The organism is Martinezella hainanensis (assembly GCF_900094555.1).
GTDB classification, from domain to species: Bacteria; Pseudomonadota; Alphaproteobacteria; order Rhizobiales; family Rhizobiaceae; genus Rhizobium; species Rhizobium hainanense.
Genome location: NZ_FMAC01000013.1, coordinates 15083 through 40491, shown reverse-complemented (window position 1 = coordinate 40491; position 25409 = coordinate 15083). Strand labels below are relative to the sequence as shown.

23 protein-coding genes and 1 pseudogene are annotated in these 25409 nt (G+C 58.8%); 16 read left to right on the top strand and 8 right to left on the bottom strand.

Translation table 11 applies throughout. The annotated features are described in order from the left end of the window. The first annotated feature begins 36 nt into the window (after positions 1 to 36). From GA0061100_RS28670 to GA0061100_RS28650, 5 genes are read left to right on the top strand one after another with little or no spacing between them, the layout of a single operon-like run. Positions 37 to 1230 carry an acyl-CoA dehydrogenase gene (locus GA0061100_RS28670; protein ID WP_075856260.1) on the top strand — a complete coding sequence of 398 codons (1194 nt, stop codon included), beginning with the start codon at positions 37 to 39 and terminating at the stop codon, positions 1228 to 1230. Continuing rightward, complete coding sequence (locus GA0061100_RS28665) at positions 1230 to 2402, top strand: CaiB/BaiF CoA transferase family protein (RefSeq protein ID WP_075856259.1); 1173 nt, start codon at positions 1230 to 1232, stop codon at positions 2400 to 2402. The genes GA0061100_RS28670 and GA0061100_RS28665 overlap by 1 nt, the downstream gene beginning before the upstream one ends. Beyond that, the gene (locus GA0061100_RS28660; protein WP_075856258.1) at positions 2399 to 3274 is read left to right on the top strand and encodes a 3-hydroxybutyryl-CoA dehydrogenase; all 876 of its coding nucleotides are present in this window, start codon (positions 2399 to 2401) and stop codon (positions 3272 to 3274) included. The genes GA0061100_RS28665 and GA0061100_RS28660 overlap by 4 nt, the downstream gene beginning before the upstream one ends. Positions 3275 to 3289: 15 nt before the next feature. After that, positions 3290 to 4051 (top strand): electron transfer flavoprotein subunit beta/FixA family protein, encoded by a 762-nt coding sequence (locus GA0061100_RS28655; RefSeq protein ID WP_075856257.1) that lies wholly within the window; start codon positions 3290 to 3292, stop codon positions 4049 to 4051. 27 nt (positions 4052 to 4078) lie between these two features. Continuing rightward, the gene (locus GA0061100_RS28650) at positions 4079 to 5011 is read left to right on the top strand and encodes an electron transfer flavoprotein subunit alpha/FixB family protein (RefSeq protein WP_075856256.1); all 933 of its coding nucleotides are present in this window, start codon (positions 4079 to 4081) and stop codon (positions 5009 to 5011) included. Positions 5012 to 5423: 412 nt separating this feature from the next. Here the strand turns inward: GA0061100_RS28650 and GA0061100_RS28645 are convergent, their stop codons facing one another. The 4 genes from GA0061100_RS28645 to GA0061100_RS28630 all read right to left on the bottom strand — a co-directional run bounded on the left by GA0061100_RS28645 (position 5424) and on the right by GA0061100_RS28630 (position 9680). Next, positions 5424 to 6830 (bottom strand): methyl-accepting chemotaxis protein, encoded by a 1407-nt coding sequence (locus tag GA0061100_RS28645; protein ID WP_244557985.1) that lies wholly within the window; start codon positions 6828 to 6830, stop codon positions 5424 to 5426. Positions 6831 to 6983: 153 nt separating this feature from the next. Further along, entirely contained in the window at positions 6984 to 8132 is a 1149-nt protein-coding gene (locus tag GA0061100_RS28640) for an NAD(P)/FAD-dependent oxidoreductase (protein WP_075856254.1), read from the bottom strand. Positions 8133 to 8135: 3 nt separating this feature from the next. Then, positions 8136 to 8456: a 2Fe-2S iron-sulfur cluster-binding protein gene (locus tag GA0061100_RS28635; RefSeq protein WP_075856253.1), complete on the bottom strand. Its 321-nt coding sequence runs from the start codon at positions 8454 to 8456 to the stop codon at positions 8136 to 8138. Between the two features lie 27 nt (positions 8457 to 8483). After that, positions 8484 to 9680, bottom strand: a complete 1197-nt coding sequence (locus GA0061100_RS28630; RefSeq protein ID WP_075856252.1) for a cytochrome P450 — start codon at positions 9678 to 9680, stop codon at positions 8484 to 8486. Between the two features lie 128 nt (positions 9681 to 9808). Between GA0061100_RS28630 and GA0061100_RS28625 the strand changes: the two genes are divergently transcribed. Continuing rightward, entirely contained in the window at positions 9809 to 10732 is a 924-nt protein-coding gene (locus tag GA0061100_RS28625) for a LysR family transcriptional regulator (protein ID WP_244557980.1), read from the top strand. Positions 10733 to 10786: 54 nt separating this feature from the next. Here the strand turns inward: GA0061100_RS28625 and GA0061100_RS28620 are convergent, their stop codons facing one another. The 3 genes from GA0061100_RS28620 to GA0061100_RS28610 all read right to left on the bottom strand — a co-directional run bounded on the left by GA0061100_RS28620 (position 10787) and on the right by GA0061100_RS28610 (position 13419). Beyond that, entirely contained in the window at positions 10787 to 11323 is a 537-nt protein-coding gene (locus GA0061100_RS28620) for a cupin domain-containing protein (RefSeq protein WP_075856250.1), read from the bottom strand. 71 nt (positions 11324 to 11394) lie between these two features. Then, a complete protein-coding gene (locus GA0061100_RS28615; RefSeq protein ID WP_075856345.1) occupies positions 11395 to 12510 on the bottom strand; it encodes an alcohol dehydrogenase catalytic domain-containing protein in 1116 nt (371 codons plus the stop codon). Positions 12511 to 12729: 219 nt separating this feature from the next. After that, positions 12730 to 13419 carry an FCD domain-containing protein gene (locus GA0061100_RS28610; protein WP_280173859.1) on the bottom strand — a complete coding sequence of 230 codons (690 nt, stop codon included), beginning with the start codon at positions 13417 to 13419 and terminating at the stop codon, positions 12730 to 12732. 291 nt (positions 13420 to 13710) lie between these two features. Between GA0061100_RS28610 and GA0061100_RS28605 the strand changes: the two genes are divergently transcribed. The 10 genes and pseudogenes from GA0061100_RS28605 (at position 13711) to GA0061100_RS35565 (ending at position 23262) form a co-directional block, all read left to right on the top strand. Beyond that, positions 13711 to 14490 (top strand): fumarylacetoacetate hydrolase family protein, encoded by a 780-nt coding sequence (locus tag GA0061100_RS28605; protein ID WP_342196595.1) that lies wholly within the window; start codon positions 13711 to 13713, stop codon positions 14488 to 14490. Positions 14491 to 14601: 111 nt separating this feature from the next. Further along, positions 14602 to 15504 carry a VOC family protein gene (locus GA0061100_RS28600; protein WP_075856247.1) on the top strand — a complete coding sequence of 301 codons (903 nt, stop codon included), beginning with the start codon at positions 14602 to 14604 and terminating at the stop codon, positions 15502 to 15504. Positions 15505 to 15524: 20 nt separating this feature from the next. After that, positions 15525 to 16412: an alpha/beta hydrolase gene (locus tag GA0061100_RS28595; RefSeq protein ID WP_075856246.1), complete on the top strand. Its 888-nt coding sequence runs from the start codon at positions 15525 to 15527 to the stop codon at positions 16410 to 16412. Continuing rightward, positions 16409 to 17464 carry an Ldh family oxidoreductase gene (locus GA0061100_RS28590; protein WP_075856245.1) on the top strand — a complete coding sequence of 352 codons (1056 nt, stop codon included), beginning with the start codon at positions 16409 to 16411 and terminating at the stop codon, positions 17462 to 17464. The genes GA0061100_RS28595 and GA0061100_RS28590 overlap by 4 nt, the downstream gene beginning before the upstream one ends. An 88-nt stretch (positions 17465 to 17552) precedes the next feature. Continuing rightward, a pseudogene (locus GA0061100_RS35265) lies at positions 17553 to 17969 on the top strand (SRPBCC family protein); the annotation flags it as partial. A 15-nt stretch (positions 17970 to 17984) separates the two neighbouring features. Then, positions 17985 to 18566, top strand: coding sequence for a GFA family protein (locus GA0061100_RS35260; protein ID WP_244557984.1), 582 nt, complete (start codon positions 17985 to 17987; stop codon positions 18564 to 18566). Positions 18567 to 18609: 43 nt separating this feature from the next. Continuing rightward, positions 18610 to 19737: an S-(hydroxymethyl)glutathione dehydrogenase/class III alcohol dehydrogenase gene (locus GA0061100_RS28580; RefSeq protein WP_075856243.1), complete on the top strand. Its 1128-nt coding sequence runs from the start codon at positions 18610 to 18612 to the stop codon at positions 19735 to 19737. A 180-nt stretch (positions 19738 to 19917) separates the two neighbouring features. Then, positions 19918 to 21492, top strand: a complete 1575-nt coding sequence (locus GA0061100_RS28575) for a Re/Si-specific NAD(P)(+) transhydrogenase subunit alpha (RefSeq protein ID WP_075856344.1) — start codon at positions 19918 to 19920, stop codon at positions 21490 to 21492. A gap of 18 nt (positions 21493 to 21510) precedes the next feature. Then, positions 21511 to 22956: an NAD(P)(+) transhydrogenase (Re/Si-specific) subunit beta gene (locus tag GA0061100_RS28570; RefSeq protein ID WP_075856242.1), complete on the top strand. Its 1446-nt coding sequence runs from the start codon at positions 21511 to 21513 to the stop codon at positions 22954 to 22956. Positions 22957 to 22962: 6 nt separating this feature from the next. Next, entirely contained in the window at positions 22963 to 23262 is a 300-nt protein-coding gene (locus GA0061100_RS35565; protein ID WP_425298722.1) for a transposase, read from the top strand. 1015 nt (positions 23263 to 24277) lie between these two features. Here the strand turns inward: GA0061100_RS35565 and hisC are convergent. Next, positions 24278 to 25387 (bottom strand): histidinol-phosphate transaminase, encoded by a 1110-nt coding sequence (gene hisC, locus GA0061100_RS28555; RefSeq protein ID WP_208621590.1) that lies wholly within the window; start codon positions 25385 to 25387, stop codon positions 24278 to 24280. Positions 25388 to 25409: the final 22 nt, after the last annotated feature.

Here is a 25409-nt window from a genome sequence, read left to right as displayed (position 1 = left end):
CGAGGGAAATCCGTGACCACAAATTCCGCCACAGCCATGTCTTCGGCCCAGACGAGCGCATTCGCTTGGGATGATCCTTTCCTTCTCGAGGATCAGCTCTCCGACGAGGAGCGCATGATCCGTGATGCCGCCAAGGCCTTTGCTGAGACCGAACTGCTGCCGCGCGTTCAGGACGCGTATCTTGAAGAGAAGACTGATCCTGGTCTCTTCCGCCTAATGGGCAAAACCGGGCTTCTCGGCGTGACGTTGCCGGAGAAATATGGGGCGGCGGGCGCCAACTATGTTTCTTACGGGCTGGTGGCGCGAGAGGTCGAACGCGTTGATTCCGGCTACCGCTCGATGATGAGCGTCCAGTCGTCGCTGGTGATCTACCCGATTTATGCTTACGGCTCCGACGCCCAGCGCGACAAATATCTGCCGGGCCTCGTTTCCGGCGAACTGATCGGCTGTTTCGGCCTGACCGAACCGGATGCCGGCTCCGATCCCGGCGGCATGAAGACCCGCGCCGAGAAAATCGATGGCGGCTATCGACTGCGTGGCTCCAAGATGTGGATCTCCAATGCGCCGATCGCCGACGTCTTCGTCGTCTGGGCCAAATCGGAAGCTCATGACGGCCAGATCCGCGGTTTCATCCTCGAAAAGGGCATGAAGGGCCTGTCGGCGCCGAAGATCGGCGGCAAGCTGTCGCTGCGCGCCTCGATCACCGGCGAGATCGTGATGGACGGTGTCGAGGTCGGCGAGGATGCCCTGCTGCCGAACGTTTCGGGTCTTAAGGGGCCATTCGGCTGCCTGAATCGCGCCCGCTACGGCATTTCCTGGGGCGTGCTCGGTGCAGCCGAAGATTGCTGGTTCCGTGCCCGCCAATACGGCCTCGACCGTCTGCAGTTTGGCAAACCGCTGGCCGGCACGCAGCTTTTCCAGAAGAAGCTGGCGGACATGCAGACGGAAATCGCACTTGGGTTGCAGGCCTCGCTCCGTGTAGGGCGACTGATGGATGAGCACAAATTTGCGCCGGAGATGGTCTCCCTCATCAAGCGTAACAATTGCGGCAAGGCGCTCGGTATTGCAAGACAGGCTCGCGACATGCATGGCGGCAACGGCATTCAGATTGAATACCACGTCATGCGTCATGCCCAGAACCTTGAAACGGTGAACACTTATGAGGGGACGCACGATGTCCATGCGCTGATCCTCGGTCGTGCCCAGACCGGCATTCAGGCGTTCTTCTGATGGGCGGTCCGAACAGTGCGCCGCTTGCCGGCCTGAAAGTCGTCGAACTTGCCCGAATCCTGGCGGGGCCTTGGATCGGCCAGACGCTCGCAGATCTCGGCGCTGAGGTTGTCAAGATCGAAAGCCCGCAAGGCGACGATACCCGCAGTTGGGGGCCACCATTCCTGGAACGGCCCGACGGAAGAGGCGGCACAGAGAAGGTGGCCGCTTATTTTCATGCGGCAAACCGGGGCAAGACGTCGGTCACCTGCGATTTCGGCGATCCCGAGGATCTTGCCCACATCAAAACCTTGATCGCCGACGCGGATGTCCTGGTCGAAAACTTTAAAGTCGGCGGATTGAAGAAATTCGGCCTCGACTATGAGAGTGTCGCCGCAACCAATCCGCGGATTGTTTACGCTTCCGTGACTGGTTTTGGTCAGACAGGTCCGCGCGCGCAACAGCCAGGCTACGACTTCCTGATCCAGGGCATGTGCGGGATCATGGATCTAACCGGCGACCCGGATGGTGAACCGCAGAAAGTCGGCGTTGCCTGGATTGACGTCTTTACCGGGCTCTATGGGGTCATCGGCATTCAGGCAGCCCTTGCCGAGCGTGAGCGCTCCGGCCTTGGCCAGCAGGTCGATCTTGCGCTTCTTGACGTCGGCGTCGCTGTGCTTGCCAATCAAGCGATGAACTATCTCGCCGGCGGCAAGGTGCCCCGGCGCATGGGTAACGCGCACCCCAATATCGTTCCATATCAGGTCTTCCCCACGTCTGACGGGCATCTCATCATTGCATGCGGTAACGATCGGCAGTTTGCGGCTCTTTGCGGGCTGCTCGGTCTCGACGGGCTTCCCGATGATCCTGTCTACGCGACCAACCCGGCGCGGGTGGAGAACCGCAAAGCGCTCTGCGCTCTAATTGCGGAAAAGACGAGCCTCAGAACAAAGGCGGAGCTAATCGCTGACCTCGAGAAGGGGGGCGTTCCTGGCGGCCCGATCAACACGGTAGCCGAGGCGATCGATGAACCGCAGATCAGGGCGCGGGGCCTTCTGATCGACCATGAGGGCTTGCCCGGCTTGCGAACGCCGATCCATCTGTCGCGTAGCTCCCTGAGGCTTGAGCGGGCCGCGCCAGCCTTAGGTAATGGTAGTTGGAGTTTCCCCAGTATGGGAGATGAGGAAATATGACGATTGAGACCGTCGGCGTCATTGGCGCCGGACAGATGGGCAGTGGCATTGCCCACGTCCTGGCACTTGCCGGATACCGCGTTACGTTGATGGATGTCGATGCCGAACGCGTTCGCGCGGCGATCGCAAAGATCGGCTCGAACATGGAGCGGCAAGTCGCGCGCGGCAAAATCGGCGATGAGGAGCAGAAGCTCGCCCTCAGCCGTATTCGCGCGACCACGAACCTACCGGAAATTGGGGTAAGCGACCTTGTTATCGAGGCGGCAACCGAGAAGGAAGCGGTCAAGCAGAAGATATTCGACGATCTGGCCCCGCATTTGAAGCCGATGACCATACTCACGTCGAACACGTCCTCGCTTTCGATCACCCGTCTCGCCGGACGGACCCAGCAGCCCGAGCGGTTCATGGGCCTCCACTTCATGAATCCGGTTCCGGTCATGCAGCTCGTCGAGCTGATCCGTGGAATCGCGACCAGCCGGGAGACTTTCGAGGCTGTCCGCGCGGTCGTTGAACGCCTTGGCAAGACTGCGGTCGTGGCGGAGGATTTTCCCGCCTTTATCGTGAACCGCATCCTGATCCCGATGATCAATGAAGCAGTTTATACGCTTTACGAGGGTGTCGGTTCGGTCTTCGACATTGATCAGAGCATGAAGCTTGGTGCGAACCATCCGATGGGACCGCTGGAACTGGCTGATTTCATCGGCCTCGATACCTGTCTCGCCATCATGAACGTGCTGCATGAAGGGCTTGCGGACAGCAAATATCGCCCCTGTCCGCTGCTGGTGAAATATGTCGAAGCGGGTTGGCTGGGGCGGAAGGTCGCCAGAGGCTTTTACGATTATCGCGGCGATACGCCGGTTCCGAGCCGCTGAACAGGAGTGGTGTCAATGAAGATTCTCGTGCCCGTAAAACGCGTGGTCGACTACAACGTGAAGATCCGGGTGAAGCCGGATGGATCGGGCGTCGAGCTTGCGAATGTGAAGATGTCGATGAACCCGTTCGACGAGATTTCGGTCGAGGAGGCGCTGCGTCTGAAGGAAGCCGGCAAGGCGGAAGAGGTGGTGGTTGTGTCGATCGGACCTGCCAAGGCCGAGGAAACGCTGCGCACGGCGCTTGCCATGGGTGCGGATCGCGCCATCCTGGTTGAAACCGATGACGCCGTCGAGCCGCTCGCCGTCGCCAAGATCCTAAAAGGCGTCGCGGATGCCGAACAGCCGGGTCTGATCATCGTCGGCAAGCAGGCGATCGACGACGATTCGAACCAGACCGGCCAGATGCTGGCAGCCCTGCTCGGCACGGCGCAGGCCACCTTCGCCTCGAAGATCGAGATCGAAGCTGCTGGCCCTGGGGGCAAGGCCAAGGTCACCCGCGAAGTCGATGGCGGCCTGCAGACGATCGAGGTCAAGCTCCCGGCCGTGGTCACGTCGGACCTGCGCCTCAACGAGCCGCGCTACGCCTCGCTGCCGAACATCATGAAGGCCAAGAAGAAGCCGCTCGACAAGAAGTCGCCTGCCGACTTCGGCGTGTCGACCGAGCCGCGGCTGAAGGTCTTGAAGACGGAAGAGCCCGGTGGCCGCAAGGCGGGCGTCAAGGTCAAGTCGGTTGCCGAACTGGTCGAAAAGCTCAAGACCGAAGCCGGCGTCCTGTAACCCAGTCCGAACGAGGAGTTAGACATCATGGCCATTCTTCTTCTGGCTGATCACGACAATGCCCACCTCTCCGACCAGACCGCCAAGGCGCTGACGGCAGCGACGAAGATTGGCGGCGATATTCATGTGCTCGTTGCCGGCAAAGCCGCCAAGGCTGCGGCCGATGCGGCGGCCAAACTTGCCGGTGTCTCCAAGGTGCTGCTGGCGGAAAGCGACGAGCTTGCCAACAATCTTGCCGAGCCACTCGCCGCTCTCATCGTGTCGCTGGCGGCAAGCTACGACACCATCATCACGGCCGCCACCTCGGTCGGCAAGAACGTCATGCCGCGTGTCGCCGCTCTCCTCGACGTCGCCCAGGTCTCGGAAATCATCGAGGTCGTGTCCTCCGACACCTTCAAGCGGCCGATCTATGCCGGCAATGCCATCCAGACGGTGCAGGCAAGCGATGCCAAGAAGGTCATAACAGTTCGAACATCATCTTTCGCTGTAACAGGCGAAGGTGGATCGGCCGCCATTGTTAACAGCGACTCGGTGGCGGCCGATCCCGGTCTTTCGAGCTTCGTCGCCGATGCGCTGTCGACTTCGGACCGTCCGGAACTGACCTCGGCCAAGATCATCATCTCCGGCGGTCGCGCGCTGGGTTCCGCCGAGAAGTTCAAGGAAGTCATCCTTCCGGTTGCCGACAAGCTCGGCGCTGCCGTTGGCGCCTCCCGCGCGGCCGTCGATGCCGGCTATGCGCCGAACGACTGGCAGGTCGGCCAGACCGGCAAGGTGGTCGCACCGCAGCTCTATATCGCCTGCGGCATCTCCGGCGCCATCCAGCATCTGGCCGGCATGAAGGATTCGAAGGTCATCGTCGCCATCAACAAGGACGAGGAAGCGCCGATCTTCCAGATCGCCGACTACGGCTTCGTCGCCGACTTGTTCGAGGCCTTGCCCGAACTTGAAAAGGCGCTGTGAACATACGCAAAGCAAAACACGATGTAGGCCTGGCATAACTTCGTTTGCCGCCATCAAGACAGAGGAGCCCGGTCCTAGAAAAAATTGCCTGGGCCTCTCAGGCGATCCGATTAGCATCAGACAATCAGATCCCTATTTCACAGCCACCGAAGCGTGTCGGAAAGGTTTCAAAATTGGCCGACTTCTTGAATTGGTCTGCTGCGCTCAGTCACTTTCTCCGCATCCGCAAATCGGCGTCCCCTAATGCAGCGTGATCGGAATTAAAGACGAAGCGCCAGGGAATAGCTAACGTTCACAGAAGACTGAGATATCGCAAGGCCTCAATAGGCATAAGGTCGACTAACCTAAGCGACAGAATGTGTACCGAACTCAAGAAGCGGTCGGCATCCGCGGAATCCGGCTCGACCCATCGTTAGGCGGCCTGCGCGGATTCCGCCGAAGCGCGTTGATCCGATACCTTGAATACGCTTGCCTTTTCGGAGAGCGAACGGGCCTCATTTGAAAGCGATGTACTAGCCGCGCTCAATTCCTCGACCATTGCCGCATTCTGCTGTGTGACAAGATCCATCTGACGGATCGACGCACTGATTTGCGCAAGGCCGTGCGACTGTTCCGAGACATTTGAAGTGATTTCAGCTATGTACGTGCCAATGCCCGTAAACTCCTCGGTAATCGCTCGAAAAGCCTCACCGGTCTGCTGCACCAGGCTTACACCTTCGTCGACTTGTGCTGCGGATTCGGCGATAAGCGCCTTGATTTCCTTAGCGGCTCCCGCAGACCGTTGAGCCAATTCACGAACCTCCTGCGCCACGACGGCAAAGCCCTTGCCGGCATCGCCGGCGCGGGCGGCCTCTACGCCGGCATTCAGCGCCAGAAGATTTGTCTGGAAGGCAATATTATCAATGACACCCAAGATATCACCGATCTGACGCGATGATTGCTCGATCTTGGACATTGCGTTGACCGCCCTGGTGGCAACAGCACCGGACTTGAACGTCTTGTCCTGCACCAGGCCGATGATGCCGGAGACTTCTTTGGATGAGGCGGCCGTCGTTCTGAGCCGCATGTCGATCTCCGAGACCGCTGCGGAGGTCTCCTCAAGCGTTGCAGCACTATTTTCGGTTCTCCTGGCAAGGTCATTGATCGCGCTTGAGATTTCGTTGGATCCGTGCCGGATGTTCATCCCGGACAGGGTGACAGCCTGCATGACCATATCAAGTTTTTCGAGCGCGGTATTGAGGTCTGTCTTCAAACGAGCGGCTTTGGGGTGGAACTCGACCGTGACACGTTGGCCGAGATCCCCCTGAGCGAGAGCGGCAAGGCTCCTCGCCATGCCGAGGATTCCGTTCTGCTCAACTTCATTCATTCTCTGCTCGTCGGCATCGAGTTCGACCGGCGCGCTCAAGTCGAATAAACTTCCGAAGAGATGAACGACGCCCTCAGACGAGACGGCTTTGCCGGCCGCCATTCGGAACTTCTTCGATTCTGCGCCAGGCAAGAGAAAATGGAAGAAGGCCGTAAATCGCAATTCATCTTTGTTTGCGATGAATTCCTGCAATTTCCGATAGAGTAGTCTGCCGTTTTTTATCTTGTCGGCAAGACCATCCGGTGTGGCGTTGGCACTGAAGCCGTAGCGCTGCGCGATATCTTCCGGCCATGACCACGTGTTGGCAACATCCGAAAGCGAGGGCGAAGACAGAACCGCTTCAAAAACCGGGACGCCGCAATTGGCGGCCATCGCTTCGCATCTGAATTCAGCGTGAATCTGCGCGCGACGATAGGTTTCGGTCTCTTCTTTTGCCTTTGAACGCGAAAACATGCCAAACACTCCTGTTTCCATGTTTCAGCTTGACACACTTGGATTAAGATCACCCTAAACGAGGGTGGTGAGAGGCTCATCTCACCTTATTTTTCAATTGATTGAACGCGTTTCGATGGATTTGCAGAGCAACGCGCGCCGATGCGGCGCAAATCAAACGCCGAGCTCGCGCTTTGCCATCATGAAGCCGCGCGCATCGTTGATGCAGTCAACGGCAATCAGCGCGTTTTCCTTGAAGTAAGAAACCTTCAGTCCGCCTTCGTGGGCGCTCGCCCCTATCTCCGCGCGATCATAACCGCGATTGAAGCCTGCAATCTGCAGTTTCGTCTGGTATTGATCCGACCAGAACCAGGGACGCGGGTGATACGGCTTGGCTTCACCGAGAATGTTGCGCGCCACGTGCTCCGCCTGATCGATTGCATGGGGCACGGATTCGATACGGACCATTTCGCCGTTATGGATAAAGGAGGCGCAGTCTCCGGCCGCCCAAATCAGGGGATCGGTTGTGCAGCCGAATTCATCAACGACGATCCCGCCGTCAACTTTCAAGCCGGCCGCTTCTGCTAGTTCGGTGTTCGGGCGCACGCCGATACCGGCCACGACCCCATCGATGATCAAGGAAGATCCATTGTCGAGAACAGCCTTGATCGCTGCACCTTCCGACTTCAGGTCACGAAGACCGACGCCTTCATGGATATTGACCCCTTCGGAGGCATGTAGCGTTCGGAAATAGTCGGCGGTCGGTTCGGCGGCTACCCGACTTAATATCCTTGGAGACATTTCAACGAGCGTGACGTCGGCACCAGCCTGTCGCGCGGCGGCGGCCACTTCGAGGCCGATATAGCCGCCACCGACCACCAACAGCCGGACGCCCGGCTTCATGATCGCGCCAAGACGATCCGCATCTGCCCTGTTGCGCAGGTAGAAAATGTTGCCGACGCTCTCGCTCATCCGGGCCGGCAAACGGATTGGTTCGGCGCCGGTTGCCAGAATGAGGTTGTCATAGGGCAAGCAATCATTGGCGGTGACGACCTGTCGGTTAACCCGATCGATTTTTAGAACCGGTTCGTCGTTGAGGATCTTGATGTTCTGGTCTGCGAAAAAGGCTTCATTGCGAAACGAAAGACGGTCGGCTTCAAGCTTCCCAAGCAGATAGGCCTTACTGAGCGGTGGCCGCTGATAGGGCATGATGCCCTCGTTGCCGAACATCGTGATCGAGCCTTTGAACCCGAGCTGACGAAGCTTCGCTGCTGCGGCGAAACCCGCTTGCCCAGCACCGACAATCACTACCCGCTCCGCCATGGTTTACATCTCCGATGCAACGCGGATGACCGCGCCGTTGAGACGCCCGTCAATCCGGATCTGGCAACTCAGCCGGCTGCCCGGCTCCCGCGGCGCGTTGGTAAAGTCAAGCATGTCGTTCTCATGATCGCTGATCGGATCGAGGATGTCGCTCAGGGTATCGTCGACGATCACGTGGCACGTGCCGCAGGCGGCCGCGCCATTGCATTCCGCAACGATGCCCGGCACCGAATTCTGCAGAGCTACTTCCATGAGACTGAGGCCCTCGCTGGCGGTGCAGGCTTTTTGCCCTCCGTTAGGAAGAATGAATGTGATCTCGGTCATTTTTGTTCTCCTCCGATGATTTTGGCTTCACGCGTCCCAGATCACCGACAAATTAACCGGGCCGCGGAAGACCCAACCCTGAATTCGAGGTGCTTCGGTGTCCTTCAGGCGCAAATTCTTCAGCCGCTCGAAAAGGCGCGGCACGACGAGGCGACCGACCATATGGCGGGCGACCCAAGTGCCGGCGCAGAAATGCGCCCCCGCTCCGAAGGCGAGGTGGGATTTCTTTTCACGAAAGACGTCGAAACGATCGGGATCGGCGAAACGACTATCGTCTCGGTTAGCAGCGCCAACGCAAAGTCCCACCTGATCGCCGGCGCGCAATTGGACACCGGAAAAAACGACGTCGCGTGTAACTCGGCGGGGATACATGCCGATCGGCGAAATCCAGCGGACGGACTCCTCGAAAGCCGTCGGCCATAGGTTCGGGTCGGACTTGATCCTTTCCAACTGATCGAGGTTTTCGAGCAGGCCAAGCACCATGGTCAGTATGGAGTCGCGCGGCTCGTTGAGTCCGCCGCCGACCGCCACCTTTATATTGGCATAAATCTGCTCGATCGTGTGCGGGTCTTCCGCATGGAGCATCGAGGAGAGGACCGATGTGTTCGGATTTTGACGATGATGCGGCAGGGCGCGGTTAATGGCATCCTCGACACCCTTCGCCGCTTCCGCCGCCTTGCGTGCAATCTCCGGATCGCCGGAATAGTTGCCGGCGCCGTCGATCAGTGACTGTGACCAAAGCGCCATTGTCTGCCAATCGACGCCGAAAAAGCCCAGTACCTCGGCAAGTGCACGCCCGGCCATGGGCGCAGCCAGCGCATTGAAGAGGTCTGCCTCGCCGTCCTTTTCGAAATCGGACACGATCTCGTCGAAGATGATTTCGAGCTTCGGACCCCAACAGGATTTGACCGCGCCGGGGCGCAGCGCCGGCTCTAGCGCCTTGCGCTCGCGGGCATGGGCTTCGCCATCCTTGCGCATCATGGTGTGGCCCATAACCTTGTTCACCAGCGACTGTGGATTTTCGGACGAAAAGAGTTCCGGATCGCGCTCCATCGCCATAATGTCCTCATAGCGGGTGGCAACGAGGATATTCGCTGCCTCGATGCGGACCACCGCAGCCATGTCGCGCGCGCGTTTGAATGTCGGGTAAGGATCAGTCAGAAGTTCAGCGAAGGTCACATCGGAAATGACCGGCGGGGCAACAGATGTCTGTGCGACCGACATTGGTTCTCCTCCCATCTTGCCCTCCCAAGCAAATTGATACCCACTGACGCTAGGCGGTAGCTTTCATTCTGCCAATTGGATGGATACGATACAGGTCATCGAGAAATTTGATGACCTGGAGGCATCCTGTGATTCCAGAAGATCTGGCGCAGATCGATCTTAGATCGATGCAATTGCTGGTGACCGTTCATGACGCCGGTTCCTTCTCGGCCGCCGCCATTCAGATGGACGTCAGCCAGTCAACGGTCAGCTATACGATCGACCGTCTAAGACGCGCATTCGGAGATCCACTGTTCGTTCGCCAGGGCAACCACATCACGGAGACAGACAAGTGCCGAGATCTCGTCAGCCATGCGCGCGAGGTGGTCAACCGCATGCTGGCGATCGCCGTTCCGGCGGAATTTGATCCGGCGACAGCGGAGGGCGTGATGACACTTTCGTGTAACCACCATGAGCGTTTCCTGCTGATGCCGGCCTTCATCGAGGCCATGCGTCGACTTGCACCAAATGTCGTCGTCAACATTCTGGAATCGGCGGTTAACGGCAAGCAGCAGCTCAAGGAGAATATCGCCGATATCGTGCTCGGCCCCGTCCGCATCCTAGGGGAAGGCTATTTTCGCCGGCACATTTTTTCGGATCACTATTCCTGCGTCATGGATCCCTGCAACCCGCTAGCCGAGGGAGAGATGACGCTGGAGCGCTTTCGCGACGCGACTCATGTGGCGGTCACGCATAACGGCCAATGGCAAGCGCTCTACTTCAGCGCCTTACGCGAGCGCGACATTGTGCTGAAGCCGCAGCTCACGCTTCCGAGCCATGATAGTCTGGAGCTGATGATAGCCGGAACCGATCTCGTCGCGACCATTCCGAACCGTCTGGCCACCACCTATGCGGGGCGGTTGACGGTACGCCGCTTCCCCATCCAAATCCCGATCGAGATCGACATGTATTGGACGGAACGGACCCACCGTTCGGGACTCCATCGTTGGGGCCGCCAGCTTCTCGCAGATGTCGCAAGATCGGAGGCGCCCGAGCAAACGGCGCGTTCCTGAAACACGAAGGCGCCGGGAACTCCCGGCGCCTTCGCAGTCTTGGGCAAATTGCTCTTACTTGGCGCCGACAAGCACAACGGCGATCGTCGCCGGCTCGCCGGTCGGATTGCGCCAGGCGTGGCGGGCGCCATGTTGGACGAAGGTATCGCCCGGCTTCAGCTCTACCGTCACACCGTCGTCGAGTTCGAGCGTGATCGTCCCGCTGATGACAACGCCATAGTCGAGGGTCGGCGTGGTGTGCATGCCCGGATTCTCCATCTCGAAATGCTCGATGATACCAGGAGCCGCGACAGCATGTTCCGGCCCCGCAAGCTCCGGCCGGAAATCCGGGGACATCATTACGGCGTCCGGTGGGAAGGTGATCAGGAAGAATGTCGAGGAACCCGCAGACGGATGAAGGAGCGTGCCGCTTTCCTCCATGGGATCTTTGCCATCATAGGGCAGAGAGGGCGTCGTGGCCACCGTCCACATGGGCGCCGAAACGAAACCGGGCGTGTGTTTGAGCGCCATTTCGCGCGGTGATGCGCCATCGCTGACGACCACGGATTTTCCGGATGCATTTTTGGCCGTAACGACACGTCTGAACGTCATAATATCCTCCCAATAACGAACTGGTGAAACGGTGGGCTCCCCGTCTGGCAAGGAGAAACCCGCAAAAGCCATCAGGGGCAGATAACGTAGTTCGAAAAACCGCCGTGGCGTTGCTCGATACCGGAGATGGCGCCGTTGACGTCCGCAAGTGGGAAGCTTTTCGTTTCGAAGATCGACAGGTCAACAATGCCAGCTGCCACCATATCCGCCATCTCCTGGCCTTCCGCAGTGGTTAGCCAAGCGGAACCGTATAGTCGTTGGTTGCGGTCCATCAGTCGGTGTACGTCGATTTCGACCGGGCCGGCAATCGCGCCGATGTCGACTGCAATGCCGCCGCGTCGCATGCTGAGCAGGCCTTGGCGGAAAGTATCATGCCCGGCACCCGGACCATTGCAATCGAGGAACGCGTCAACACCTTCACCATCGGTCTGCGCCATCACCCAGTCGGCGACCCCGCCATCCTCAATCGAGAAAATTTCGATACGGTTCGGTGCAAGAGACTTGATTTCCTCAAGCAGCGTCTTATTGCGGGCGGTAATGAGGAGCTTCTTCACATTCAAGGCAAGGCCGAAAATAACCGCGCCGATACCGAGCGTACCCGTGCCGCCATTGACCAGAATCGCGTCACCCGGGCCGGCGTTTACCTTCTTCAATGCAGAATAGGCCGTACCGAGATAGCCGAGGCGGGCGGCCTGACCATAGTCCATATTGTTGGGGATCTTTACGATCGCGGAGGCCGGAGCGACCATGAATTCGCTAAGGCCGCCGATCGGATAGTCGGCAAAGGTCTGCATGGCGTGTTCGGAGAAGCCGAAATAACCCTGGAACGCATAGTGTTTGCAAGAAATCGAGTCGCCGCGACGGCAATGGCGGCACGAACCGCAGCTGCGGCCGGGATTGACGTAAACCCGGTCTCCTACTTTTAGGCCATGGACCTGCTTGCCGACCCCGGCAATTTCTCCTGCCGGATCGAGGCCGAAGACAGCGGGAAGCGGCGGTTGCGGCATGTGCGGGAACCACGTCGGCCAGTTGGCGAGTATGTTGTGCAAATTCGGTACGATACCGCAGGCCTTCACACGGACGAGGACATCCATGTCGCCCGGAGTCGGCATTGGCAGTTTCTCGATCTTCATTTCCCCGCCAATGGTATGCATGCGGGCAGCGGTCATGGTTTGGGCAATTGTCATCAGTTCCTCCTCAGCATCGCCCCGCAGGCCGGGGCGTTCCTCCACCTGAGAAAAGTCGTAATCGGAAAATTTCGAAATTTCAACTGATTTCGTAAAAACAAAATATCTCGGACATTACTCTCCAATGCGCAGCGTTCCCACGGGTTGCTCGCAACACGGCATCCCGCGGCAATTCCGCAAGTCAAATCAAAGTTCATGCAAGATCATCGGGCGTCGCCTTCATTCGGCGGCAGAAAGCGACCTTCGCCTTTTGGGCGCAACAGGCTTCAGGTCGGGGAACAGGTGCCCGGCATGTTCGATGACGTTTTCGCTTGTCTCGCGAATGTGCTCTTCAATCAGCCTGAGGGCGTTTTCCTCGTCGCGATCGAGTGCTGCGTCGACGATCATTTTGTGCTCAGCCCCTTTCTCACGCCAATAGGGTCTGAATTGCGAGGACATTCGCCGGTAACGATGCGCGCGCTCGAAAAGCTTGCTTCTTATCTCCAGCAGCACAGGCGATGTACACGCCGAAACCAGCGCATAATGAAACTCGCCATGTACGGCACTCCATTCCTCGGAGAGGTAGTATTCGCGCCCCAGCCGTTGCTGCAGCTTATCCATCCGATGGTAGGTCGCGAGAATGTTGCCTTCCCAGCGGTCGTCACCGCAGCGGATGGATTTTGAAAGCGCTTCGCGCTCGATCAGAACGCGGACGTTCGTCAGATCATTAAGATCAGCGATGGAAACTGGCGCGACCACAAAGCCACGCTGTCCTTCGGCAATAACGAGATTTTCCGCAGCAAGTCGCGATAACGCCTCCCGCAGGGTGGAAAAACTGACGGCGTACATAGTGCGCAGGGTTTCGAAGCGCAGCTTCTCTCCCGGCTTCAACACACAGTTGATAATGTCCAGCCGCATGCGTTGCAGCACGTCGCCGGCGCGCGTCTCGCTACCTGCCTTCCGATCTTCCACCAGGCTCTCCCGATCAGCTCTCCCGCACGGTGCACGTGCAGGTCATTCTCCTCAGATATAAAAAATTTCGAAAAAAATCAATATCGCTGAAATTTTCCACCCGTTGAGGCTTTTCCGGGGCTTGTCACATCGCCGTGGCTCATGTTTACGATAATTCACCGATTTTCGAAAATATGTGAGGGCGTGTTGCGATATTTGAGTTTTTCACATGGAGGAGAGGTCAGCTTCGGTTGCGTCGTTGGGAACGCGGTGACCGATCTCAAAAGGCGCAGCAGGCTGCCGGACCTCGCGAGCTACATTGCACTCAACGCGTCGAGTCTCGGTAAGGAGACGGACCTCACCGCGGATTATGCGCTGGCCGACATCCGCTACCTCCCGGTCATCCCCAATCCCTCTAAAGTTCTGTGCGTGGCAACCAACTATTGGGAAGCTGGAAACGAAGGCGGGGAGAGACCTGATTATCCCCTGACTTTCTCGCGGTTCGCCGCTTCGCAGACAGGTCATGGCGAAGCTTTGCTAAAGTCGGATCTCTCCGAAAAGTTCGATTATGAAGGTGAGCTCGCAGTCATCATTGGCAAGGCCGGTCGGCGAATTGGTGAGGCAGACGCGCTTTCGTACGTAGCGGGCTATAGCTGCTTTAACGACGGCAGCATGCGCGACTGGCAGAAACATTCAACGCAATTCATGCCGGGCAAGAATTTCTTCCGCACCGGAGGTTTCGGCCCCTGGATGGTGTCTGCGGACGAAATATCGAATCCGACGGGGCTTTCGCTCCGTACGCGGGTGAACGGCGAACTCCGCCAGAGCAATGATACCAGCAGGCTCATCTTTTCTATCCCTTGGCTGATTTCCTATTTTAGCCAGTTCACGCTGCTGGAGCCGGGTGACGTGATCGTTACGGGCACGCCCAACGGCTTCGGCTCGACTCGCACGCCGCCGGTCTTCCTTGCAGATGGCGATACGGTGGAGGTCGAAATCACTGGCATCGGTACGTTGAGCAACACCGTCACGACGGATTCAGGCCCTTAAAATTTCGATATTTTGTTATTTTTCGAAATATCTTGCGAAGATCCGACATATGGCGTATTAAAGCCGCAGTCGACACGGGATTTGCCTTGAATTCCAAGGGAGGAATAAAAAATGCACATCGTGCACGCCGTCGGGCACATGAAGGTCAATGTCACCGATCCACAGGCCGTCATCCGCGATTCCACGGAAATCCTCGGCTTGCAGGTCACACATAAGGATGGCCGCCAGAGCTGGCTGAGTTCCAATGGACGGGCGGCAGAACTCGTTCTGGTCCATGCCGGTGAGAATTCCGCGCATACGATTGGGCTTGAAGCGCTGACGCCGGACCTGGTCGAAGAGGCCGCGTCCCGTATCGAAGGGGCCGGCTGCCGCATCCTGTCGCGTGAGCCGAGCCTCGATTGCATCGCTGCGGGCGTGACCTTTGCCACGCCGGAAGGGCTCCGTTTCGAGATCCACACGCCCATTCGCAACACGACCTATGGCCGCCGCTATCCGACCACGGGCGTCGGCGCCAACCGGATCGACCACATCAACCTGATCACGCCGAATCCGGCCGCCACCCGCGCCCAACTCGATGCCATCGGCGGCATGAAGCTTTCCGAACGCATGGTCAATGACGCCCTGAGCTGGATGTATGGCGGCAACCGCCAGCATCATATCCTGGGCCTCGTCAAGGGCGCCGCCGCCGGCCTGCACCACGTCTCCTTCGAATTCCTGGAGTTCAACCAATATCTCCGGCTCGGCGACATTCTCGATCAGTTCGACCGGCAGCTGATGTGGGGTCCCGGCCGCCACCGCCCCGGCGACAACACCTATGCCTATTACACCGACGCCAGCGGCATGATGATCGAGTGCTCCGGTGTAATGGCCCATATCGCCGACGATACCGACTTCACGCCCAACGTGATCACCAATCTCGATCGCCCGGGCAATGTCCGCGACATGAATGTCTGGGGCACGCCAGCGCCGGCCGAATGGCGCGAATATTTCCACCCCTTCGCCAAGCTCGGCTGATCCAATCGAGGAAATTGAAAATGCAGGAAAAGCTTTCCTTCATGTCCGATGGCCTGAAACTTTCGGCCGTTCTCCATATTCCCGATAACCGCAAGCCCGGGCAGAAACTGCCGGCCTTCATCGTCTGTCACGGTTTCGTCGGCTCGAAGGACGAAAGCCATGCCCAGATCCAGGCCGAAATGATGGAATCCTTCGGCTATGTCGCGCTCCGGTTCGATTTCCGAAGCTGCGGCGAAAGCGAGGGCGAACGCGCCCAGGTCCGTTGTTTCGACCAGGTGGCGGATGCCAAGAATGCATTGACCTTCCTCACCGGGCGCGAGGAAGTCGATCCAAAACGCATCGGCATCACCGGCCACAGCTTCGGCGCAGCCGTCTCCGTCTACACCGCCGGTGTCGACGACCGCTTCGCCTGCTGCCTGTCCTCCTGCGGCTGGGGCAATGGCGAGCGGAAGTTCCGGGGCCAACACCCGACCGAAGAATCCTGGAACAAGTTCATCGGCATTCTGGAAAAGGGCCGTAAGCATAAGCAGGAGACCGGCGAGAGCCTTTGGATGTCACGTTTCGACGCCGTTCCGATACCGGAATCACTGCGCAAGAACCTCTCTCCGAAGGCGATCATGGAAATCCCTGTCGAGACGGCTTGGTCAATGTATAATTTCCGCGCCGACGACGTCGTGGCAAACATTGCACCGCGGCCGCTTTTGCTCTTCCACACGGCCAACGATATCATCACGCCAACGATCGAATCCGTCCGCATGTTCGAAAAGGCTGGCCAGCCAACCGAACTGATGCTGATCGACACAACCGCCCATTTCCCGCTTGCGCCGAATGATGCGCCCCGCACCAAGGCGATGATGAAGGGATGGCTCGACAAGTTCTTCCCATCGCCGCTGGGTACGGCCTCATGACTGAGGGGCCGCTGAAGAGAATGATTTCAAGGGAAGTGCTGGAAGATTTCTCAGCGGCCCTCCTGGAAGCCGGCGGCTTCAGCCCTGCTTATGCCAGGCAATCCGCGGAGCTTCTCGTCTGGGCAAACCTGCGCGGCGCCGATTCCCATGGCGTATTGCGCATTCCGCGCTATCTGGAGATGGTCGAACTTGGCATTGTCAAGGGCGATGCCAAGCCGAAGGTCGCGCACGAATTCGGAGCCATCGCCCGCATCGACGGGGATCTGGTCCCGGGTGCGTCGGGCATGTCGATGGCATCAGACAAGGCAGTGGAGCTCGCCAGCAAGTTCGGTATTGGCCTCTGCGAGATCACGCGCACCAGCCATTCGGGAGCTATCGGTTATTTTGCCGAGAGGATCGCCAAAGCTGGGATGATCGCTATCGTCATGTCGGCATCAAAGCCACTGATGGTTTATCACGGCACACGGGGTGAGGGCGTTTCGACCAATCCGATCGCGATCAGCGCCCCCACTGGCACCGAGACCGATCCGCTGCTTTTCGACATGTCGACCGCAGCTGTCGCGCTAGGCAAAGTCATGGCCGCTAAAGATGCGGGCAAGCCAATCCCTGCAAACTGGGGCGTCGATGCCGAGGGTGTTGCGACCACCGATCCCGCCAAGGTGAAAGCCGTTCTGCCGATGGCAGGACCAAAGGGTTCCGGCCTGTCGCTCATGATCGAAGTGCTGGTGAGCCTACTCGGCAGCAACGCTCTCATCGCACCGGCTTTGGCTGAGAAGAAGGACAATGGCTTTAATGGACTGGTGATTGCCATAAATCCTCAGGCATTTGGCCTCCCTGGGCCTGTAGAAGAGGATATTGCCGATCTGGCAAGAGCCATTAAGGCGCTGCCGCCGGCAGCGGGCGTCGAAGAGGTGTTCCTGCCGGGTGAGCGTGGGTTCATCGCGGCAAAAAAACATCTTGCGGTAGGCATTTCGCTGGCAGCTGGAACGGCCAAACGGCTTGCGGAAGAGGGGGCCCGGCGAGGCGTGCCGGTGCCCACCGAACTCCTTTAAGTGACTACGCCCAGCGGTCGATGGCCGTTGGCATTCAATCCACGCTGGGCGATGGTCGACGGTGTTCCTTTTCTTGAAAGATTTTCCGATGCTTGTCCTGGAAACTGAAATCACGATCGATGCGCCACCACAGCTTGTCTGGAGTGTTCTTGACGATTTGAACCACTATTCTGAATGGAATGAGGTCCTGCCCGAACTGAAGGGCCGGACCACCGTCGGTGAACCGGTCAAGGGCATTTTGCGCCAGGGCGCGCCGGTGCCAGATATTCCGATCGCTCCGACTATCCTGCGCATCGTCGGCGCCCGTGAACTTAGGTGGCTGAGCCAGGCACCGGACCCGAAAGCCTTCTACGCTGAGCACTATTTCTTCCTTCAACCATTGGATGGTGGCCGCACCCATGTGGTCCATGGTGAGAGCTTCAGCGGGACAGTCGCGGAAGAACGCTGGTCAAGCATCAGCGTCAATTTGAAGCGGGCCTACGAAAAACTCAATTCTGCACTAAAGGCGCGGGCCGAAAGCCTGCGCGATACTGCGGTTAACCTGCATCCAGCTGTTGGGGTTCAAGCGACCGGACGACTTGGTGGGGTGGTATTGCGCTGCTATTGCGCGGACCAGCCGGTGGAAATGGAAGTCTCCGAGCCCGTCAGTCATAATCATCTGTGTGGCTGCTCCAAATGCTGGAAGCCGCAGGGCGCTTCTTTTGCCCAGATCGCCGTTGCTCCGGCGGGTTCAGTCAGGGAGCATGCCAATGCTTCGAAACTTGAATGCGTGGATGCTGACCAGAAGATCCAGCGTTACCGCTGCAAGGCTTGCCGCACCCATATGGTCGGCCGCGTGCGCGACAGGGATCACCATTTCTACGGCCTCGATTTCGTGCATCCGGAGCTTGCTGCAAATGGCGAACAGCCCGTCATAGAATTTGCTGCTTTCGTATCATCTTTGATGGAAACCGGAATGTCGCCATCCTTGACCAGCGGTATCCGCACGCGTCTCAAGGAGGCGGGTATCCCCGCCTATGATGCATTTTCGCCAGAACTCATGGACATCATCGCCTGGCACAAGGTGAAAATCCAAAATGCGCGTCAAGAAGCCGCCGCATAGGTGACGCCGAAAGTTGTAGACAGCAATCAGGGAGATTTGAACCATGGACGTACGCGCCGCAGTAGCCGTTGCCGCCGGTAAACCGCTGGAAGTCATGACCGTTCAGCTCGAAGGCCCGAAGGCCGGCGAAGTGCTGGTCGAGGTCAAGGCGACCGGCATCTGCCACACCGACGATTTCACCCTGTCGGGCGCCGATCCGGAAGGCCTCTTCCCGGCCATTCTCGGCCATGAGGGTGCGGGCATCGTCGTTGATGTCGGCCCGGGTGTGACCTCCTTGAAAAAGGGCGACCACGTCATTCCGCTCTACACGCCGGAATGCCGCGAATGCCCCTCGTGCCTGTCGCGCAAGACCAACCTGTGCACGGCGATCCGCTCGACCCAGGGCCAGGGCCTGATGCCGGATGGCACCTCGCGCTTCTCGATCGGCAAGGACAAGATCCATCACTATATGGGCTGCTCGACCTTCGCCAATTACACCGTGCTGCCGGAGATCGCGCTCGCCAAGATCAACCCCGACGCGCCCTTCGACAAGGTCTGCTACATCGGCTGCGGTGTCACCACCGGCATCGGCGCGGTCATCAACACCGCCAAGGTCGAGATCGGTTCGACGGCGATCGTCTTCGGTCTCGGCGGCATCGGCCTCAACGTGCTGCAGGGCTTGAGGCTCGCCGGCGCCGACATGATCATCGGCGTCGACATCAATCCGGATCGCAAGGAATGGGGCGAGAAGTTCGGCATGACGCATTTCGTCAATCCGAAGGAGGTCGGCGACGACATCGTTCCCTATCTGGTCAACATGACCAAGCGCAACGGCGACCTGATCGGCGGCGCCGACTACACCTTCGACTGCACCGGCAACACCAAGGTGATGCGCCAGGCGCTGGAAGCCAGCCACCGCGGCTGGGGCAAATCGGTCATCATCGGCGTTGCCGGCGCCGGCCAGGAGATCTCGACCCGTCCCTTCCAGCTGGTCACCGGCCGCAACTGGATGGGCACCGCCTTCGGCGGCGCACGCGGGCGCACCGACGTTCCGAAGATCGTCGACTGGTACATGGAGGGCAAGATCCAGATCGATCCGATGATCACCCACACCATGCCCCTCGAGGACATCAACAAGGGCTTCGACCTGATGCACAAGGGCGAAAGCATCCGCGGCGTGGTGGTCTATTAAGGCGGTCGCAAAGTAAAAATCGATTTAAGAAGTCCTGAGTGCGACGGAAACCAGCAAATTTGCGCCTTCATGCACTAGACAAAATAGGTTCGATTTGCTGGTTTTCGCCACCCATTTGGTCTTTTCACCATCGACGGGGATTGGGATAGAGGAGCCGGCTACGCCGGAAATTCAGCAATGATGAAATTTGGATCTCCCAGGGAAACGGCCCCTGGAGAGTTGAGGGTAGCTCTGACGCCAGAGGCCGCTCTTCAGCTCCAGAAACTGGGCTATGAGTGCGTGATCGAAACCGGCGCTGGAAAAGCTGCCGGATTTTCGGACGAGGCGTATCGTGGCGTGGGTGTCACGGTGGTCGACAGCGCGGCTTTGCTCTACAAGACATCCGACGTCATTGCCAAGGTCCGGCCCCCTGAAGCCGCAGAGGTCGATCGGCTGGAGCCCGGCAAGACGCTGATCTCCTTCTTCTACCCGGCGCAGAACAAGGAGCTTCTCGAGCAGGCCAGGTCCAGCGGAGCGACCGTCATCGCCATGGACATGGTGCCGCGCATCTCGCGGGCGCAGAAGATGGATGCCTTGTCGTCGATGGCCAATATTGCCGGCTATCGTGCCGTGATCGAGGCCGGCAACAATTTTGGCCGCTTCTTCACCGGTCAGGTGACGGCCGCCGGCAAGGTGCCGCCGGCCAAGGTCTTGGTGATCGGCGCCGGCGTCGCAGGGCTTGCGGCGATCGGCACGGCAACCTCGCTCGGCGCCATCACCTATGCCTTCGACGTGCGCCCTGAGGTGGCCGAGCAGATCGAATCCATGGGGGCGGAATTCGTCTTCCTCGACTTCGGCGAAGAACAGCAGGATGGTGCCGCGACCGGCGGTTATGCCGCACCCTCCTCGCCGGAGTTCCGCGAGAAGCAGCTTGCCAAGTTCCGCGAACTGGCGCCTCAGATCGACATCGTCATCACTACGGCGCTGATCCCCGGCCGGGATGCACCAAAACTGTGGCTTGCCGATATGGTGACGGCGATGAAGCCGGGCTCGGTCGTGATCGACTTGGCCGCCGAACGTGGCGGCAATTGCGACCTGACGGTTCCCGACGAGCGCATCGTCTCCGACAATGGCGTGATCGTCATCGGCTACACCGATTTCCCGAGCCGCATGGCCACCCAGGCCTCGACGCTTTATGCCACGAACATCCGCCACATGTTGGCGGATCTGACGCCGGGCAAGGATGGGGTGATCGTCCACAACATGGACGATGATGTCATCCGCGGTGCGACCGTCACCAAGGATGGCGCAATCACCTATCCGCCGCCGCCGCCGAAGGTGCAGGCGATCGCCGCCGCGAAGCCAAAGGAAAAGGTGAAAGAGCCGACTCCGGAGGAAAAGCGGGCCCAGGAGCTGGCTACCTTCAAGGCGCAGACCCGCAACCAGGCAGGGCTACTCGCCATCGGCACGGCGCTCCTAATCTTTGTCGGCGCCTATGCGCCGTCGAGCTTCATGAGCCATTTTGTCGTCTTCGTGCTCTCCTGCTTCGTTGGCTTCCAGGTGATCTGGAACGTGTCGCATTCGCTGCACACGCCGCTGATGGCGGTGACCAACGCCGTGTCCGGCATCGTCATCCTCGGCGCACTCCTGCAGATCGGCTCGGGCAACGGGCTGGTGGTGACGCTGGCGGCGCTGTCGGTGCTGATCGCCACCGTCAACATCGTTGGCGGCTTCCTCGTCACCCGGCGCATGCTCGCCATGTTCCAGAAGTCTTAAGCGGCAGGGATCTTCACAATGACCATCGGTATCGTATCAGCCGCCTATGTTGCGGCAGCGGTTCTCTTCATCCTCTCGCTCGGTGGCCTGTCGGGTCAGGAAAGCGCCAAGCGCGCCGTCTGGTACGGCATCGTCGGCATGACCCTTGCCGTAGTTGCCACGATCTTCGGACCCATGATCGGCAAGACCGTTGGCAACTGGTTCATCATCGTGGCGATGATCGCCGGCGGCGCGGTGTTCGGCCATTATGTCGCTTCGCGCGTGCAGATGACGGAAATGCCGCAGCTCGTTGCGGCGCTGCATTCCTTCGTCGGCCTTGCCGCGGTATTCATCGGCTTCAATGCCCATCTCGAAGCGGCCCATGTCGCCGGTCTCGACGAGGCTTCCCGCGCAGCGCTTACCGGATTTGCCGGCATCTTGGCGCACAAGGACGTGGTGGAACTGTCCATCATGAAGTTCGAGGTCTTCCTTGGCGTCTTCATCGGCGCGGTCACCTTCACCGGCTCGGTCGTCGCCTTCGGCAAGCTTGCCGGCAAATTGGACGGTAAGGCCAGGAAGCTGCCGGGCGGGCACGTTCTCAATGCGAGCGCCGCGATCGCCTCGCTGATCCTGCTGTTGATGTACTTCAATGGCGCCGGGGTCTGGACGCTCGTCCTGATGACGGCACTCGCCTTCTTCATCGGCTATCACCTGATCATGGGCATCGGCGGCGCCGACATGCCGGTCGTCGTCTCGATGCTGAACTCCTATTCCGGCTGGGCGGCCGCGGCGATCGGCTTCACGCTCGGCAACGATCTCCTGATCGTCACCGGCGCGCTGGTCGGCTCTTCCGGTGCGATCCTCTCCTACATCATGTGCAAGGCGATGAATCGCTCCTTCGTCTCGGTGATCCTTGGCGGCTTCGGCGCGAGCACCGGCGCACAGATGGAGATCATCGGCGAGCAGATCGCCATTAGTGCCGAGGGCGTCGCGGCCGCCTTGGACGAGGCCGACAGCATTGTGATCGTGCCGGGCTACGGCATGGCGGTGGCCCAGGCGCAGCAGTCGGTCTCGGAACTGACCCGCAAGCTGCGTGCTGCCGGCAAGACCGTCCGCTTCGCCATCCATCCGGTGGCCGGCCGTCTGCCCGGCCACATGAACGTGCTGCTTGCCGAAGCGAAGGTGCCTTATGACATCGTGCTAGAAATGGACGAGATCAACGACGACTTCCCCAATACCGACGTCGTCATCGTCATCGGCTCGAACGACATCGTCAACCCGGCGGCGCAGGAGGATCCGAACTCGCCGATATCCGGCATGCCGGTGCTCGAAGTCTGGAAGGCCAAGCAGGTCTTCGTCTCCAAGCGTGGTCAGGGCACCGGTTATTCCGGCATTGAGAACGCGCTGTTCTTCAAGGAGAACACCCGCATGTTTTTTGGTGATGCTAGGAAGAGCATCGATGGGCTACTGCCGTTGATCGCCTGAAGCCACGTGCGGGTATCGCACTGGGCAAATTCAGGTCTGGGGGATTGCCTTGATGTGATTCAAGCTTTTGATGGACCGTTTTATTTTGACGCCCAATGGGCGAAGATGGAGCGCTATTGTCTAGGCAAACCAACCGATTCCAGACGAGGCGGCAGCGACAACCGACCTTTTATAGAGGCTGCTCTTTGGATAGTGCGCGTCAGCTCGCCATGGCATGATCTCCCCGAGCATTTTGGAAACTGGGGCACTGCACTCCTTCGGTTCAGCGATTGGCGTCGTGGCGATGTATTTGCAAAGCTTTTGTAACCTGCTCGGATGAGCCAGACCTCGAATATGCAACGGTCGATGAGATCATCGTCAAGGTCCACCGCCACGGACAGGGCTCAAAAGGGGACTCAGAACCAGCCATAGGTCGCTCGAAAGGTTGAAATGACGACTAAAATCCTTGCGCTGACCGATGCACCCGGCAATTTGGTGCGGTTGAAGCTTTCTCCAGGTCATCGCTTTGTAGGTCGGCGTTGAACCGTTGGTCAAAGACGTCGGGGTTTGACGGTCTGATTGCCGGCAAGGCATTTGACAGCGATACGATCGTCAACGACCTAAACAAACGTGGGGCCACGATCGTCATCTCCCCGCATTCGCGCCGTTCAAAGCTATTGCCTCTGGATCGCCAGCTTTATAAGTGCTGACACCTAATCGAGGATTTCTTCTGTAAGCTCAAGGATTTCAAAGTCACCGCCATGAGTGCTGACAAGACAGACGAAAGCTTCTCAGCAATCATCCATCTCCCCGCAGCCGTCATCAATTCAAGATGCATCCCCTCGGACCTTAATCTGAGGCGTCATGGGAGTGTTCGGCGGGCGTTTACGGTCCGCTGGTTTCGCTATTTCTTCCCTTGATCGTGATGCCACTTGATGGCGAAGAACATGCCCGTGCCTAACACGATAAGCTTGAACGGAATGAAGACTAAAGGGAACCAATCTCACATTTTGAATATATCCAGCCTACTAAATGACACATCTATCGTGAGGCGCACCACCTCAACTCTGCTGCTTCAGCAGCTTCATTTTTTGTCCAAACCATCGTCGAACCTAACTTCGATCATAACATTCCCATCACACGGCATAAGTGGTGCAATCATCCATCTCGCCGCGGCCGTCATCAATTCAGTATGAATCCCCACAGACGTTATAGCGGTTTCAGCTTCACCTGCTTGTCATGCCGGCCGGGAAGAGCCGCGCATGAATTTTCTACTCGCCTGTTTCGATTGTCAGCCTGTGCCACCCATGCTCGGCCGAAAGGTCGCGCTTCGCCTAGTCGGTTAGGTGTAGTGCTCGCCGGATTGCCAATCGCTCTCGGCTTCGCTGGCAGCGCACGTCAAATCCCGAAGCGCAGTCAGCAGGGCGATGTTTTCGTCACTAGTGCCAATCGAGATACGGAGGCGGTCGTGTAACTCCTGTTCGTCGAACCAACGGGTATAGATGTCTCGGTCCTGTAGTTTATCTTTGAGTTCTCGCGCGTTCGACGGCGAATGTCGAGGCGGTGAGGCCAGCACAAAGTTGGCTTGAGACCGCTCGACCTTGAACCCGAGCTCTTCCAGACCGCTCGTGAGCCTCCTTCGCTCTTGCAGAACCTGCTGCCAGCAAAGGCATGCATAGGCGCGATCTTCTAACGCGACCCGGCCGAGTTGTTGGGCAATCGCGTCGATGTTGTACGAATCCTTGGTTTTTTCGAGCATGGGCGCGATCAGTTTGGAACAGCCGAGGCCGTAGGCAAGCCGAATGCCGGCAAGCGAATAACCCTTGCTCAAAGTCCGCAGCAGAAGGATGTTTGGATACCGGGACGCAAGTGCAGTCGTGTCGTATCGCAACGCGGGCTCCACGAAGTCGACGTAGGCTTCGTCTATCAGCAAGACCCCCGAAAAGTTCGCTGCAACGCGCTCGACAACGTCGAAAGGGAACAGGGTGCCGGAGGGCGCGTGTGGATTGGTGAGAATCACGAGTTGGGCACCATCGTCGTTCCATTGATCGGTTGCTGATGACGGGAGTGTCCAGTCCTCCTGCAGTGGTACCGGGCTCAAGGGGGCTTGATGGATATGGGACAGGACCGAGTAGACGCCATAGCCGGGCGTCACGACACCGATGGCGCGTCCGGGATCGACGTATGTCGTAAGCGCGAGGCGAAGCAACTCGTCGCCGCCGTTGGTTGCGATTATTTGGTCGAGAGGGACGTGGTGGAGATTTGCAGCTGCTTCCCGGAAGCCACTGGCTATAGGGTCGGGGTATCGTTGCAGCGCGCGGGCGGAGACGTTGGCCAAGGCCGCCATCACCTTCGGGCTCGGCGGGAAAGGATTCTCGTTGGTGTTTAACTTGATCGAGGCGGCTCCCGGCTGTGTTCCTGGGGTGTAGCCTTTCATGTCGGAAAGATGCATGCGCTCGTATCTTCGGCCTCGT

What these genes read in the sequence shown, in the direction of transcription:
- GA0061100_RS28670 (WP_075856260.1), top strand. Translation starts at nt 37, where the DNA reads ATGTCTTCGGCCCAGACGAGCGCATTCGCTTGGGATGATCCTTTCCTT.
- GA0061100_RS28665 (WP_075856259.1), top strand. Translation starts at nt 1,230, where the DNA reads ATGGGCGGTCCGAACAGTGCGCCGCTTGCCGGCCTGAAAGTCGTCGAA.
- GA0061100_RS28660 (WP_075856258.1), top strand. Translation starts at nt 2,399, where the DNA reads ATGACGATTGAGACCGTCGGCGTCATTGGCGCCGGACAGATGGGCAGT.
- GA0061100_RS28655 (WP_075856257.1), top strand. Translation starts at nt 3,290, where the DNA reads ATGAAGATTCTCGTGCCCGTAAAACGCGTGGTCGACTACAACGTGAAG.
- GA0061100_RS28650 (WP_075856256.1), top strand. Translation starts at nt 4,079, where the DNA reads ATGGCCATTCTTCTTCTGGCTGATCACGACAATGCCCACCTCTCCGAC.
- GA0061100_RS28645 (WP_244557985.1), bottom strand. Translation starts at nt 6,830, where the DNA reads ATGTTTTCGCGTTCAAAGGCAAAAGAAGAGACCGAAACCTATCGTCGC.
- GA0061100_RS28640 (WP_075856254.1), bottom strand. Translation starts at nt 8,132, where the DNA reads ATGGCGGAGCGGGTAGTGATTGTCGGTGCTGGGCAAGCGGGTTTCGCC.
- GA0061100_RS28635 (WP_075856253.1), bottom strand. Translation starts at nt 8,456, where the DNA reads ATGACCGAGATCACATTCATTCTTCCTAACGGAGGGCAAAAAGCCTGC.
- GA0061100_RS28630 (WP_075856252.1), bottom strand. Translation starts at nt 9,680, where the DNA reads ATGTCGGTCGCACAGACATCTGTTGCCCCGCCGGTCATTTCCGATGTG.
- GA0061100_RS28620 (WP_075856250.1), bottom strand. Translation starts at nt 11,323, where the DNA reads ATGACGTTCAGACGTGTCGTTACGGCCAAAAATGCATCCGGAAAATCC.
- GA0061100_RS28615 (WP_075856345.1), bottom strand. Translation starts at nt 12,510, where the DNA reads ATGACAATTGCCCAAACCATGACCGCTGCCCGCATGCATACCATTGGC.
- GA0061100_RS28600 (WP_075856247.1), top strand. Translation starts at nt 14,602, where the DNA reads ATGCACATCGTGCACGCCGTCGGGCACATGAAGGTCAATGTCACCGAT.
- GA0061100_RS28595 (WP_075856246.1), top strand. Translation starts at nt 15,525, where the DNA reads ATGCAGGAAAAGCTTTCCTTCATGTCCGATGGCCTGAAACTTTCGGCC.
- GA0061100_RS28590 (WP_075856245.1), top strand. Translation starts at nt 16,409, where the DNA reads ATGACTGAGGGGCCGCTGAAGAGAATGATTTCAAGGGAAGTGCTGGAA.
- GA0061100_RS28580 (WP_075856243.1), top strand. Translation starts at nt 18,610, where the DNA reads ATGGACGTACGCGCCGCAGTAGCCGTTGCCGCCGGTAAACCGCTGGAA.
- GA0061100_RS28575 (WP_075856344.1), top strand. Translation starts at nt 19,918, where the DNA reads ATGAAATTTGGATCTCCCAGGGAAACGGCCCCTGGAGAGTTGAGGGTA.
- GA0061100_RS28570 (WP_075856242.1), top strand. Translation starts at nt 21,511, where the DNA reads ATGACCATCGGTATCGTATCAGCCGCCTATGTTGCGGCAGCGGTTCTC.
- hisC (WP_208621590.1), bottom strand. Translation starts at nt 25,387, where the DNA reads ATGCATCTTTCCGACATGAAAGGCTACACCCCAGGAACACAGCCGGGA.